General features: G+C 73.2%; 14 protein-coding genes. 3 read left to right on the top strand and 11 right to left on the bottom strand.

The annotated features are described in order from the left end of the window. Nucleotides 1-37: 37 nt before the first annotated feature. The 8 genes from ACFWAR_RS14965 to bioB all read right to left on the bottom strand — a co-directional run bounded on the left by ACFWAR_RS14965 (nucleotide 38) and on the right by bioB (nucleotide 8,206). Entirely contained in the window at nucleotides 38-829 is a 792-nt protein-coding gene (locus ACFWAR_RS14965) for an SGNH/GDSL hydrolase family protein (protein WP_385776975.1), read from the bottom strand. Between the two features lie 80 nt (nucleotides 830-909). Further along, nucleotides 910-1,929 carry a hemolysin family protein gene (locus ACFWAR_RS14970; RefSeq protein WP_385776977.1) on the bottom strand — a complete coding sequence of 340 codons (1,020 nt, stop codon included), beginning with the start codon at nucleotides 1,927-1,929 and terminating at the stop codon, nucleotides 910-912. Further along, complete coding sequence (locus tag ACFWAR_RS14975; RefSeq protein WP_385776979.1) at nucleotides 1,926-3,314, bottom strand: hemolysin family protein; 1,389 nt, start codon at nucleotides 3,312-3,314, stop codon at nucleotides 1,926-1,928. Before ACFWAR_RS14975 ends, ACFWAR_RS14970 begins: the two co-directional genes overlap by 4 nt. 153 nt (nucleotides 3,315-3,467) lie before the next feature. Continuing rightward, nucleotides 3,468-3,896: a GNAT family N-acetyltransferase gene (locus tag ACFWAR_RS14980; RefSeq protein WP_385776981.1), complete on the bottom strand. Its 429-nt coding sequence runs from the start codon at nucleotides 3,894-3,896 to the stop codon at nucleotides 3,468-3,470. 64 nt (nucleotides 3,897-3,960) lie between these two features. Further along, nucleotides 3,961-4,668, bottom strand: coding sequence for a methyltransferase domain-containing protein (locus ACFWAR_RS14985; protein WP_385776983.1), 708 nt, complete (start codon nucleotides 4,666-4,668; stop codon nucleotides 3,961-3,963). A gap of 121 nt (nucleotides 4,669-4,789) precedes the next feature. Next, nucleotides 4,790-5,524, bottom strand: a complete 735-nt coding sequence (gene bioD, locus ACFWAR_RS14990; RefSeq protein ID WP_385776985.1) for a dethiobiotin synthase — start codon at nucleotides 5,522-5,524, stop codon at nucleotides 4,790-4,792. A gap of 68 nt (nucleotides 5,525-5,592) precedes the next feature. Further along, nucleotides 5,593-6,915 (bottom strand): adenosylmethionine--8-amino-7-oxononanoate transaminase, encoded by a 1,323-nt coding sequence (locus ACFWAR_RS14995; RefSeq protein WP_385776987.1) that lies wholly within the window; start codon nucleotides 6,913-6,915, stop codon nucleotides 5,593-5,595. Continuing rightward, nucleotides 6,908-8,206, bottom strand: coding sequence for a biotin synthase BioB (gene bioB / locus ACFWAR_RS15000; RefSeq protein WP_385776989.1), 1,299 nt, complete (start codon nucleotides 8,204-8,206; stop codon nucleotides 6,908-6,910). Before bioB ends, ACFWAR_RS14995 begins: the two co-directional genes overlap by 8 nt. A 155-nt stretch (nucleotides 8,207-8,361) precedes the next feature. Here bioB and ACFWAR_RS15005 point away from each other — a divergent pair, with 155 nt between their 5' ends. Continuing rightward, entirely contained in the window at nucleotides 8,362-9,531 is a 1,170-nt protein-coding gene (locus ACFWAR_RS15005; protein ID WP_385776991.1) for an 8-amino-7-oxononanoate synthase, read from the top strand. A 13-nt stretch (nucleotides 9,532-9,544) separates the two neighbouring features. Here ACFWAR_RS15005 and ACFWAR_RS15010 read toward each other — a convergent pair whose 3' ends face one another. Next, nucleotides 9,545-9,766, bottom strand: a complete 222-nt coding sequence (locus ACFWAR_RS15010; protein ID WP_385776993.1) for a DUF397 domain-containing protein — start codon at nucleotides 9,764-9,766, stop codon at nucleotides 9,545-9,547. Between the two features lie 12 nt (nucleotides 9,767-9,778). Continuing rightward, complete coding sequence (locus ACFWAR_RS15015) at nucleotides 9,779-10,654, bottom strand: helix-turn-helix domain-containing protein (protein WP_385776995.1); 876 nt, start codon at nucleotides 10,652-10,654, stop codon at nucleotides 9,779-9,781. A gap of 195 nt (nucleotides 10,655-10,849) precedes the next feature. On the opposite strand from ACFWAR_RS15015, the gene ACFWAR_RS15020 reads away from it, so the two are divergent. Beyond that, complete coding sequence (locus tag ACFWAR_RS15020) at nucleotides 10,850-11,287, top strand: ATP-binding protein (protein ID WP_385776997.1); 438 nt, start codon at nucleotides 10,850-10,852, stop codon at nucleotides 11,285-11,287. Between the two features lie 6 nt (nucleotides 11,288-11,293). On the opposite strand, the gene ACFWAR_RS15025 is transcribed toward ACFWAR_RS15020, so the two are convergent. Then, entirely contained in the window at nucleotides 11,294-11,683 is a 390-nt protein-coding gene (locus ACFWAR_RS15025; RefSeq protein ID WP_385776999.1) for a VOC family protein, read from the bottom strand. A gap of 358 nt (nucleotides 11,684-12,041) precedes the next feature. Here ACFWAR_RS15025 and ACFWAR_RS15030 point away from each other — a divergent pair, with 358 nt between their 5' ends. Next, nucleotides 12,042-12,344: an urease subunit gamma gene (locus ACFWAR_RS15030; RefSeq protein WP_385777001.1), complete on the top strand. Its 303-nt coding sequence runs from the start codon at nucleotides 12,042-12,044 to the stop codon at nucleotides 12,342-12,344. Nucleotides 12,345-12,348 lie beyond the last annotated feature (4 nt).

Consider the following 12,348-nt stretch of genomic DNA (forward strand, 5'->3'; position numbering starts at 1 on the left):
TTACGCAGGTGGGTGCCCCGCCTCTGGTTGTGGCTTGCTACGAGAGCCGCTCGCCCGTTCCGGTGGCGTAGGGCAGCAGCTCCGGCCGCTTCGCCGGGCGGCCGTCCCCGGAGGAGCGGCCCGTCAGACGGCGGCCGATCCACGGGAGCAGGTGTTCGCGGGCGAAGCGGGCGTCGTCGACGCGCCGGACGGCCCAGCCCGGCGGCCGGGAGGCGGACAGCGGGGCGCGCCAGTCCTCCTCCGCGGGCAGCCCCAGGGCCTGCCACACGGCCTCGGCGACCCGGCGGTGGCCCTCGTCCGTGAGGTGCAGCCGGTCGGCGTGCCAGAGGCGCTGATCGGCCAGCACGGGGGCGCCGTACAGGTCGACGACCAGTGCGCCGTGCCGCGCCGCCAGCTCCTCGATGATGGCGAAGAGCTCTTCCATGCGCGGGCGGAAACGTTCCATCACGGGCCCCTGGCGGCCGGGCGAGCGCATCAGCACGAGCTGCCCGCACGCGGGCGCCAGCGTCTCCACGGCGGCCTCCAGATGGCCGCGCACCCGCCCCATGTCGACCTTGGGGCGCAGGGTGTCGTTCAGGCCGCCGACCAGGGTGACCAGGTCCGCGCCCATGGAGGCGGCGAGGGGTGCCTGCTCGGTGGCGATCTGGCCGATCAGCTTCCCGCGCACCGCCAGGTTCGCGTAGCGGAAGCCGGGCTCGCGGGCCGCTAGGCGGGCGGCGAGCAGATCCGCCCAGCCCCGGTAGGACCCGTCCGGCAGGGCGTCGGACATGCCCTCGGTGAAGGAGTCGCCGACCGCGACCAGACTCGTGTAAGACGCATTCATCTCCATGGCGGAGCGATGCTACCGCGCGGTTCCCCGGTCCCGCGAGCGCGAACGCGAGCGCGAGGGGGCCGGGGAACCGCGCGTCCCTATGCGGCCGTCTGGTTGCCGAACAGTTCGCGCAGCACGTCCTCCATCGTGACCAGACCGGTCATGGACCCGTCCGCCGCGAGGACCGCCGCCAGGTGCGTACGGCTGCGCCGCATGGCGGTCAGCACGTCGTCCAGCGGGGTCTCGGCCCGTACCTGGGCGATCGGCCGCAGGGCGGAGACCGGGAAGGCCTCGTCGCGCGCGATCACGTCGAGGGCGTCCTTGACGTGCAGGTAGCCGAGGATCTTCTGCTGGCCGTCGAGCACCGGGAACCGCGAGTACCGGGACGCGGCGGAGAGGCGCTCCAGGCCCTCGGGCGTGATGCCCTCACCGGCGGAGACCACCCGGTCCACGGGCAGCGCCACGTCGATGACGGGCCTGCGGCCCAGCTCCAGGGCGTCGTGCAGGCGCTCGCTCGCCCGGCCGTCGATCAGACCGGCCGCGCTGGAGTCCTTGACGATGCGCGCCAGCTCGTCGTCCGAGAAGGTCGCGGCGACCTCGTCCTTCACCTCGACCCGCAGCATCCGCAGCAGCGTGTTGGCGAAGGCGTTGATCGCGAAGATCACCGGCCGCAGCCCCCGCGTCAACGCCACCAGCGGCGGTCCGAGCAGCAGCGCGGTACGGACCGGCTCGGCCAGCGCCACGTTCTTCGGCAGCATTTCGCCGAAGAGCATGTGCAGGTACGTCGCCAGTGCCAGGGCCACCACGAAGGAGATGGCGTGGGTCACCCCGGTCGGTACTCCGGCCAGGTCGAGGAGCGGGGTCAGCAGGTGGGCGATGGCGGGCTCGGCGACCACACCGAGCACCAGGGTGCACAGGGTGATGCCCAGCTGGGCCGCCGCCATGAGGGCCGACACGTGCTCCAGGCCCCACAGCACGGCCCTGGCCCGCCGGTCGCCCTGCTCGGCGTACGGCTCGATCTGGCTGCGCCGGACCGAGATCAGCGCGAACTCCGCGCCGACGAAGAAGGCGTTGACGACCAGGGTCGCCAGGCCGATCAACAACTGGATCGCGGTCATCGGCCCTCCTCCGGGTGCGTGTCGGCGTTCTTCCTGCCCTGCCTGCGGCGCGCGCCGTCGGGCGATGTTTCGGCGGGCGCCGTGACGGGGGCGTGCAGCAGGACGCGGGCGGCCCGCCGTCCGCTGTCGTCCACCACGTCCAGCTGCCAGCCGCCCAGCTCCAGGCTGTCGCCGACCACCGGTATGCGGCCCAGCTCCGTGGCCATCAGCCCGGCCAGGGTCTCGTACGGGCCGTCCGGCACCCGCAGTCCGATCCGCTCCAGCTGGTCGGTGCGGGCCGCGCCGTCCGCGGAGAAGAGCCCGCGGCCGGAGGCGTCCGTACCGGCCGGGGCCAGGTCCGCGGTCTCGTGCGGGTCGTGCTCGTCGCGGACTTCGCCCACGACCTCCTCGACGATGTCCTCCAGCGTGGCCACGCCGGCCGTGCCGCCGTACTCGTCGATGACCACGGCCATCGTCTGCCGGCCGGAGAGCCGGTCCAGCAGGCGGTCCACGGTCAGCGACTCGGGCACGAGCAGCGGCTCGCGCAGCAGCTGGGAGACCGGGTGGCGGCGGCGGTCCGCGGCGGGCAGTGCCAGGACGTCCTTGATGTGGACGGTGCCGACGACGCTGTCGAGGCTGCCGCGGTAGACGGGGAAGCGCGACAGGCCGGTGGCCATGGTCGCGTTCGCCACGTCCTCCGCGGTCGCCTGCACGTCCAGGGCGGTGACCTGGACGCGCGGGGTCATGACGTTCTCCGCGGTCAGGTCGGCCAGGTTCAGGGTGCGCACGAACAGCTCGGCGGTGTCCTTCTCCAGCGCGCCCTCCTTGGCGGAGTGCCGTGCCAGGGCCACCAGCTCCTGCGGGCTGCGCGCCGAGGCCAGCTCCTCGGCCGGCTCCAGGCCGAAGCGGCGGACCATGTGGTTGGCCGTGCTGTTCAAGTGGCCGATGAGCGGCTTGAAGGCCCGGCTGAACATCCGCTGCATGGTCGCCACCCGCTTGGCCACGGCCAGCGGGGAGGAGATCGCCCAGTTCTTGGGGACCAGCTCGCCGACGACCATCAGGACGACGGTCGACACGGCGGTGCCCAGGATCAGGGCGGTGGAGGAAGCGGCTCCGGCGGGCAGCCCCATGGCCTCGAACGGGCCCGTGAGCAGGGCGGAGATCGAGGGCTTGGAGATCATGCCGATGACCAGGCCGGTCACGGTGATGCCGAGCTGGGCGCCGGAGAGCTGGAACGTCAGGCTGCGGACGGCGGCCAGGGCGCTGTCGGCCCCGCGCTCGCCCCGCTCGGCGGCCTGTTCGAGCTCGCTGCGCTCGATGGTCGTCAGCGAGAACTCGGCCGCGACGAAGACCCCGCACGCGAGGCAGAGCAGCAGCGCGACCACGAGCAGAAGCACTTCGGTCATCGGTTCACCTCCGTCCCATGATCAGACAGGAGGAGGGGTATCGCGCGATGTCGGGTACTGGGAGGCTCGCCCATGGGCGGACGCTCACACCTTTCGATTCGAGGAGAACGGTTCCCCATAGGGTAAAGGATCGGCAAAGCGGGCGCATCCGCGTTACGCGGGGCCGAGCGGCTTGACCCAGCGGCGCCACTGGTCCTCGCGCTCGTAGCCCGCCGCGGCCCATGCCCGTCGGCCCCGCTCGTTCGCCTCCAGCACCATGGCGTCCCCGCGGCGTCCGCCCACCGCCAGGAACCGCCGCTCGGCGGCGTCCAGCAGCGCCGTCCCGATGCCCCGCCGACGGTGGGAGGGGAGCACCGCCAACCGGTAGAGCGAGCAGCGCCAGCCGTCGTAGCCGGCGATGACGGAGCCCACCAGGATCCCGTCGGACTCCGCCAGGATCAGGGCCTGCGGGTCGCGCCGGACGAGGCGGGTCACCCCGTCCGCGTCGTCCGTGATGGAGGTGCCCTCCGCCGCTTCCTTCCAGAAGGCGAGCACGTCCTCGGCGTCGGCCGGGTCGGCGGTCCGTATGCGCAGATCGATCATGGCGGTGAGCCAAACACGCGCCCTCGACCGCGCGCAATGGTCCACCGCACGAAACCGGATCCGCTCAGTCGTCGCTGCGCCGGGCCGATCCGATCACGCAGTACGAGGTCGGCAGCGCGGGCCCGCGCTCCGGTACGCGCACCCCGCGCTGCTGGACGATCCGGAAACCGGCGGCCTCGATCGCGGCCAGCGTGTCCCGCGCCGTGTGGCAGCCGCCGAACAACCGGGGCCACACCGTGCGGTCCAGCGCGCGCTGCACGGAGGCCATGGTGGGTCCCGGCGCCAGCCCGTGCTCGAAGAAGCGCAGCTCACCGCCCGGCCGGATGACGCGGTGCAGCTCGGCGAGGGAGCGCGGCAGGTCCCGTACGGTGCACAGCACCAGGGAGGCCACGGCCGCGTCGAAGGCCTCGCTCTTGACCGGGAGCGCCTCGGCCGCGCCGGGTACGACGTCCACCGGGACCTCGGCCCGCTGCGCGGCGGAGGAGGCGAGGCGGCGCAGGGTCCGCTCCGGTTCGACCGCGACGACCTCGCAGACGGCGCGCGGGTAGTGGGCGAAGTTCAGCCCGTTGCCCGCGCCGATCTCGATGATCCGGCCGGAGAGGCCGTGCAGCAGTTCCCCGCGCAGCGCGGCGAGCCCGCCGTGGGCGTCCGCCTGGACGCTCATCCGGGCGTAGAAGCGGGCGAACACGGGGTGGTGGACGGCGTCCCGGGGCGGGGCCGGTCGCGGGCGCGGGGACATGACGGACCTCCCGGAGCGGGCGGACGTACGCATGTCTTCAGTCTCCCCGCGCCGCGGGGCGTCACCCCTCCCGGCGCGGGGGTTCATCAGGACGCGCGCGCCGGGGGCCGGGCGGGTCGGGCCGGGCGGGCCGGATCCCGGGCCGCCCGGAGCCTCAGGACCAGGTCCGCAGGAACGCGGTCGCGGACCACGCGCCGCCCAGGTCGGGGGCCAGCCAGCCGGGCGCGGCCGCGCGGAAGTCCTCGGGCGCCAGGGCCCCCGACCCGTGCGGCACCGCCCCGAGCAGCGGCATCCCGGACACCACCGGGAGGTCGGCCAGATTGCACCGCGACGCCAGGTCGGGGGCGACGGGCCAGCTGCCGACCACGATGCCCAGGCCCGTCAGTCCGCGGGCCCGCAGCGCCTCGCCCGTCAGGGCCGCCGAGTTCAGGGTGCCGAGCCCGGCGGGCGCCACGATCAGCACCGGAGCCCGCAGCAGTCGGGCCGCGTCCGCGAGGGTGTGCCCGGCCTCGTCGAAGCGCACGAGCAGCCCGCCCGCGCCCTCCACGAGGACCAGGTCGTGCTCCGCGGCCAGTTCGGCCGCCGCCGCGGCGATCGCGGCGGGCTCGACGGTGGCCAGCCCGGAGCGCCGGGCCGCGGTGTCCGGAGCCAAGGGCTCCGGGTAGCGGGCCAGCTCCAGCGTGCTCACACCGGACCCCGCGAGCCGCCGCACCTCGGCCGCGTCACCGTCCTCGCCCGGGGCGACCCCGGTCTGCGCGGGCTTGAGCACCGCCACCGAACGCCCGGCGGCCAGGGCCGCGGCGGCGATCGCCGAGGTGACGACGGTCTTCCCGATCTCGGTGCCCGTCCCGGACACCACCACCACGCCCGACAGCACCTGACTCACCACGACCGCACCTTCCGCACCACCAGCACTGGTTCCACCACCTGCACCCGCACCCGCACCCATCGAACCGCTCAGCCTTCCCGCGCCGCCGCGCACACCGCACGGCCGATCCGCGCGACGTCGCCGTCACCCGTCACGAACGGCGGCATGGTGTAGATCAAGTCCCGGAACGGCCGCAGCCACACGCCCTCCCGGACGGCCGCCCGGGTCGCGGCGGCCATGTCGACGGGGTGGTCCAGCTGCACCACGCCGATCGCCCCGAGCACCCGTACGTCCTTCACCCCGGGCAGGTCGGCCGCCGGAGCCAGGCCCTCCAGCAGCCCGGCCTCGATCCGCTTGACCTCCCGCGCCCAGTCCTGGGACAGCAGCAGGTCGAGCGAGGCCAACGCCACCGCGCAGGCCAGCGGGTTGCCCATGAAGGTCGGCCCGTGGGCCAGCACCGGCACCTCGCCCCGGGAGATCCCGTCCGCCACCCGCGCGGTGCAGAGCGTCGCCGAGAGTGTCACGTACCCGCCGGTCAGCGCCTTGCCGAGGCACATCACGTCCGGGGTGATCCCCGCGTGGTCGGCGGCGAACAGGGCGCCGCTGCGCCCGAATCCGGTCGCGATCTCGTCCAGGATCAGGAGCACGTCGTACTCGTCGCACAGCTCGCGCAGCACCCGCAGGTAGCCCGGCGAGTGGAAGCGCATGCCGCCGGCGCCCTGCACCACCGGCTCCACGATCACCGCGGCCAGTTCGTCCGCGTGCGCGCAGAGCAGCGAGCGCAGGTGGTCGACGTAGGCCGGGTCGACGGGGGCGTCGAAGCCGCCGGGCGGCTCCTGCGCGAAGAGCTGGCGCGGGAGCATGCCCTGCCACAGCTCGTGCATGCCGCCCTCGGGGTCGCACACGGCCATCGGCTGCCAGGTGTCCCCGTGGTAGCCGCCGCGCCAGGTGAGCAGGCGGTGCTTGCCCGGGCGGCCCACCGAGGTCCAGTACTGCAGGCACATCTTGACCGCGACCTCGACCGAGACCGAGCCGGAGTCGGCGAGGAAGACGTGCTCCAGACCGGCCGGGGAGATCTCGACCAGCTTCGCGGCGAGCCGGACGGCGGGCTCGTGGGTGAGCCCGCCGAACATCACGTGCGACATCCGGCCGAGCTGGTCCCGCACGGCGTCGTTGAGCACCGGGTGGTTGTAGCCGTGGATGGCCGACCACCAGGAGGACATGCCGTCGACCAGCTCGTCCCGGCCCTCGGCGGGCCGACCGAGCCGCAGCCGGACGCCCGAGGCGGAGGAGACGACCAGCGGCTCCTGCCGCCCGGGCATGGGCCCGTACGGGTGCCAGACGTGCTGCCGGTCCAGCGCGAGGAGCGCGTCGGCCGGCAGCGGGTCGTGCGGGTGGTACCGGTCAGGCATTGGGCGCGAGTTCCGTTCCCGCGCCGCGGCGGCGCACGGCCACCAGGTCCGAGCGCACCTCGCCGGCCTCGGCCTGGCCCGAGGGGGCCGGGGCCGGGGCGGAAGCCGGGGCCGGTACGGACGACGCGGCCGCCGCCTCGCCGTGGCCGGAGCAGCCGCCGCACGCCGAGCCGCAGCCCGCCGCACCCGCGTCGGCGGAGGACGCCGAGGACGCGGCCGAACCGCATACGGATCCGCCCGGGGCCGCGCCCCCGCCGTGCGAGCCGCAGCCGCCGGCCAGCGCGTCGGAGCGGTGCGCGGGGAGGGTCGACGTACCGGCGCCCTCCACCTCGAAGCCCGCGTCCGCGATCATGTCGAGGTCGGCCTGGCCGGCCTGGCCCTCACTGGTCAGGTAGTCGCCGAGGAAGATCGAGTTGACCAGGTGCAGCGCGAGCGGCTGCATCGAGCGCAGGTGCACCTCGCGGCCGCCGGCGAGGCGGACCTCGACGTCGGGGCAGACGAAGCGGACCATCGCGAGGATGCGCAGCGCGCGCTGCGGGGTGAGGTTCCACTCCTTGGCGAGCGGGGTGCCCTCGAACGGGATCAGGAAGTTGACCGGGACCGAGTCCGGGTCCAGCTCGCGCAGCGAGTAGACGACGTCGACGAGGTCCTCGTCGCTCTCGCCCATGCCCGCGATCAGGCCGGAGCAGGCGGAGAGGCCCGCCGCGTGCGCCTTCTGCACGGTGTCCACGCGGTCCGCGTAGGTGTGGGTCTTGGTGATCGCCCCGTACGTCGCCTCGGACGTGTTGAGGTTGTGGTTGTAGGCGTCGGCGCCCGCGTCGCGCAGCCGCTCCGCCTGACCGTCCGACAGCAGACCGAGGCAGGCGCAGACCTCGACGCCCTCGTTCTGCTCCTTGATCGCGGCGATGGTCTTGCCGACCCGGTCCACGTCGCGGTCCGTCGGCCCGCGGCCGCTCGCCACCAGGCAGACGCGCTTCGCGCCGCCCGCGACCCCGGCCGCGGCGGCCTGCGAGGCCTCCTCCGGCTTCAGCCACGTGTACTTCAGGATCTCCGCCTTCGAACCCAGGCGCTGGGAACAGTAGGAGCAGTCCTCGGGGCACAGGCCCGACTTCAGGTTGACCAGGTAGTTCAGCTTGACCCGACGCCCGAACCACTGGCGGCGCACCTTGCCGGCAGCGGCCACCACGTCGAGCAGTTCGTCGTCAGAGGTCGCCAGCACGGCGAGCGCCTCTTCGCGGGTCGGCAGCTCGCGCCGCAGCCCCTTGTCCACCAGGGTGTTCAGCAGGTCCATGAGGCCGATCCTGGACCACACGACCACTCCCGGCCAAGGAGAGATCGCACAACATGGCCGGATCAGAGTGTGTGTATCGCCACACCTGGCGCTGGAGTCACGGCGGCTAGGGTCGGGCAGGTCTGTGGACTGCCGACAAAAACGAGGACCCGCCGATGCCCCAGGACACCCCCGACCCCGCCGATGTCTTCGCCTGGACCGACGACGCGGAGCGGGCCCGGGAGCGCGCCGGACTGGTGCGCACGCTGCGCCCCCGCCCGGCCTCCTCGCCGCTGCTCGACCTGGCCGGCAACGACTACCTCGGGCTGACCCGGCACCCCGAGACCGTCGCGGGCGCGCGGGCGGCGGCCGAGCGCTGGGGTGCCGGGGCCACCGGGTCGCGGCTGGTCACCGGGACCACCGAGCTGCACGCCGAGCTGGAACGGGAGCTGGCCGCCTTCTGCGGCTTCGAGGCCGCCCTCGTGCTGTCCTCCGGCTACGCCGCCAACCTCGCCGCCGTCACCGCGCTCACCGACCGGGAGAGCCTGGTCGTCTCCGACGCCGGGAACCACGCGTCGATCGTCGACGGCTGCCGCCTCTCGCGGGCCCGCACCGAGGTCGTCCCGCACGCGGATCCGGACACCGCGCGCAAGGCGCTGGCCGGGCACACGGGCCGGGCGCTGCTGGTCAGCGACTCGGTCTTCTCCGTGGACGGGGACGCCGCGCCGCTCGCCGCCTACGCGGCCGTGTGCCGGGAGTTCGGCGCGGCCCTGGTCGTGGACGACGCGCACGGGCTCGGCGTGGTGGGCGAGGGCGGCCGCGGCGCGCTGCACGCCGCCGGGCTCGCGGGCGCTCCCGACGTGGTGGCGACGCTGACCCTCTCGAAGTCCCTGGGCAGCCAGGGCGGAGCGGTGCTCGGACCGGCCCGGGTGATCCGGCACCTGATCAACACCGCCCGGACCTTCATCTTCGACACCGGGCTGGCTCCGGCCGCCGCGGGCGCCGCCCTCGCGAGCCTGCGCCTGCTCCAGCGCGAACCGGAGCGGGCGGCGCGGGCCCGGGAGGTGGCCGAGCGGCTGTACGGGCGGCTCACCGCGTCCGGCCTGACCGCGGCCCGGCCGGACGCGGCCGTGGTGTCGGTACGGGCCCCGTCGGCCGCGGCGGCACTGCGCTGGGCCGCCGATTGCCGCGAGGCGGGTCTGTCCGTGGGGTGCTTCCGGCCGCCGTCCGTGCCGGACGGGATCTCCCGGCTGCGGCTGACCGCCCGGGGGGATCTCACGGGGGAGGAGATCACCCGGGCCGTGGACACGATCCTCGCGACCGCGCCGGCCGGAGCCACGGACTAGGTACGGCCCCGGCCTACCGGGCGAGGTCCGCCCGTACCAGGGTGAGGAAACCGTCCCAGGCCGGCCCGGTGAAGAGCACGGCCGGGCCGTCCGCCCGCTTGGAGTCGCGGACGGCCAGCAGGCCGCCGCTGAGGACGGCGGTCTCCACACAGTTGTTCATTCCGGTGCTGCGGCTGCTGCGCCGCCACCGCGCGCTGATCAGAAGTCCGCGGGTGGATAAGGGGGTTGCGGACACGGGGGTGCCTCCTTACGCGTCGTCAGCGAGTGCGCTGATCAGATCCGACGAGTCCTGGGGCGGGAGGGCGTGCGCCTGAATGGTGCGGAACGCGGCGCTGTACGCCTCGAGGTCTTCCTTCCGCTCCAGATAGAGGCTACTCGTCAAATGGTCGAGTACCACCACATCCAGATCGGCGATGTTCGGAAATGAGAAAATTACGAACGGTCCTGTCAGGCCGAGATGTCCCCCTACGCTGAACGGCAGTACCTGGAGCCGTACTTGGGGCAGTCGGGCCACCTCCACGAGGGACCGCAGCTGCTCCGCCATCACCCCCGGACCGCCGATCTGGCGCCGCAGCACCGCCTCGTCGAGCACCGCGCTCAGCTCCAGCGGCGGATCCGTGCGCAGCACCGACTGCCGGGCGAGCCGTACGTCGACCAGCGCGTCCACCTTCGGCTCCGGCAGGCCGCCCAGCGCGGCGCGGGTGACGGCGCGCGCGTACGCGGGGGTCTGCAACAGGCCGGGGACCACCGACAGCTCCACCGTGCGCGCGGACCGGGCGCCCGCCTCCAGGCTGATGAAGTCCCGGTACTCCTGCGGCAGCAGGCCGCGGTAGTCGTGCCACCACTGGGGGCCCCGACCGGTCTCGGCCCCGGGTCCGGCGGCGGAGGCGGAGAGCGCCTCCAGCAGGGCGCGCTGCTGGGCGCCCACGCCGCCGTAGGCGTCGAGGAGCAGCCGCACGTCCTCGGGCTTGACCCCGCTGCGGCCGGTCTCGATCCGGCTGATCTTCGATTGGTGCCACCCCACGATCCGGGCCGCCTCACCGCTGGTGAGTCCGGACCGGTCACGGAGCGCACGCAGTTCCTCGCCGAGCTTGCGCCGACGTACCGAGGGACCGTGCTGCACACCCGCCTCCTTCCACCGGCACAGCTCGCACCAGTCTGCCGTCCAAATACGGTCTTCCGTAGCAGAGTTCACCGCAACGAGGGACAGATATATGCAGATCTTGGGTGAACGGCAGCCGGGCCGGGACAATGAGTGGCACTCTGGCGCTCAGCACAGATCCGGGGCGTTGCGCTCCGGTGGGAAAGGGACCGCGCCATGGCAGATCACCAGGAAGCATCCGTCACCCTGCCGAGCGATCCCGCCTCGGTCTCCACCGCCCGGCGCTACGTGGCGGACGTGCTCAGCGGATGGGGACTGCCCGATGACGCGGATACCGCGGACACCGTCCGACTGATCGTCTCGGAACTGGCCACCAACGCGGTGCAGCACACCTTCGGCCAGTCGCCCACCTTCACCGTCGACGTCCGGCTGGAGCGCGAGGAGGTGCTCCGGGTGGGCGTGACCGACAGTCACCCGCGGTGGCCCCAGCGGCTCCCGGCCGCGGTCCAGCAGGACAACGGCCGGGGCATGGTCATCATCCGCTGGCTGACCGCGGAATCGGGCGGACGGCTCTCGGTCAGCCCCACCGAGGACGGCGGCAAGACGGTCTGGATCGCCCTGCCCTGGACCGTCCCGGCCGCCCGCCGCGGCTGAGGGCCGTCAGCCCAGGCCGCGCTCGGGGGCGCTGCGCTCTATGCAGAGCTCGTTGCCCTCGGGATCGGCCAGGACCACCCAGCCCGTGCCGTCCGGCCGCCGCTGGTCGCCCAGGACGCGCGCGCCGAGGCCCACGAGCCGTTCGACCGTCTCGTCGCGGGTTCCGGTCGGCGGTGAAATGTCCAGGTGTACGCGGTTCTTGACGTTCTTGGCGTCCGGCACCCGGACGAACAGCAGACCCGGCACGCCGGGCTGGTCGGTGGTCAGCAGGATCTCCGGGTCGCCTTCGAAGTCGTCCTCCTGCATGTGGTAGCCGGTCACCGACGCCCAGAACTCGGCCACCTTGTAGGGGTCGAGGGCGTCGAAGGTGATGTGGCGGACCGGGTTGTAGTACACGCGTCTCCCTCGTCGGTGGGCGGATAGCCCGGGCCCAACCTACCGGCGTATACGGCGCGGAGCCCGGACGGGGCACGCCCGTCGAAAGCGGTCCACGGCGGAAACGTGGGTTAACACGACGGAAAGGCCCGCGCCCTAACGTGGCGTCGGCCCGGCGCCGGACAGGGGGTCGGGTCTGGGCTCCAACGTCTGCATCCAGCCAAGACATGGCAAAGCCGCGGTGTGCGACCCGAAAAGTCTTGCCCCTCCTTGGACAAGAACTGCTTGGGCTGCATATGGGCAGGTCAACAAAGTGTTGAAGGTGGATAAGGTCTCGCACGGCGCGCAGTCGAAGACGTCGAGAAACCGGGTGACAAGGGTGCAACTCACACCGCACGAGCAGGAAAGACTCCTGATCCACGTGGCGGCCGATGTGGCCGAGAAGCGAAGGGCGCGCGGGGTGCTCCTCAACCACCCCGAGGTGATCGCGCTGATCACGACCCACATCCTCGAAGGGGCCCGCGACGGCCGCACGGTGGCCGAACTGATGGCCTCGGGGCGGACCGTGCTGACCAGGGCGGAGGTCATGGAGGGCGTTCCCGAGATGATCCACGACGTCCAGGTCGAGGCGACCTTCCCCGACGGGACCAAGCTCGTCACCGTCCACGACCCCATCGTCTGAGAGG

The sequence above is a fragment of the Streptomyces sp. NPDC059917 genome, from assembly GCF_042730635.1.
Classification (GTDB): domain Bacteria; phylum Actinomycetota; class Actinomycetes; order Streptomycetales; family Streptomycetaceae; genus Streptomyces.

Bases quoted from the DNA above. Each gene is read 5' to 3' on its own strand.
- ACFWAR_RS14965 (WP_385776975.1), bottom strand. From the start codon at position 829: ATGGAGATGAATGCGTCTTACACGAGTCTGGTCGCGGTCGGCGACTCC.
- ACFWAR_RS15005 (WP_385776991.1), top strand. From the start codon at position 8,362: ATGCCCCAGGACACCCCCGACCCCGCCGATGTCTTCGCCTGGACCGAC.
- bioB (WP_385776989.1), bottom strand. From the start codon at position 8,206: ATGGACCTGCTGAACACCCTGGTGGACAAGGGGCTGCGGCGCGAGCTG.
- ACFWAR_RS14970 (WP_385776977.1), bottom strand. From the start codon at position 1,929: ATGACCGCGATCCAGTTGTTGATCGGCCTGGCGACCCTGGTCGTCAAC.
- ACFWAR_RS14995 (WP_385776987.1), bottom strand. From the start codon at position 6,915: ATGCCTGACCGGTACCACCCGCACGACCCGCTGCCGGCCGACGCGCTC.
- ACFWAR_RS15020 (WP_385776997.1), top strand. From the start codon at position 10,850: ATGGCAGATCACCAGGAAGCATCCGTCACCCTGCCGAGCGATCCCGCC.
- ACFWAR_RS14980 (WP_385776981.1), bottom strand. From the start codon at position 3,896: ATGATCGATCTGCGCATACGGACCGCCGACCCGGCCGACGCCGAGGAC.
- ACFWAR_RS14975 (WP_385776979.1), bottom strand. From the start codon at position 3,314: ATGACCGAAGTGCTTCTGCTCGTGGTCGCGCTGCTGCTCTGCCTCGCG.
- ACFWAR_RS14985 (WP_385776983.1), bottom strand. From the start codon at position 4,668: ATGCGTACGTCCGCCCGCTCCGGGAGGTCCGTCATGTCCCCGCGCCCG.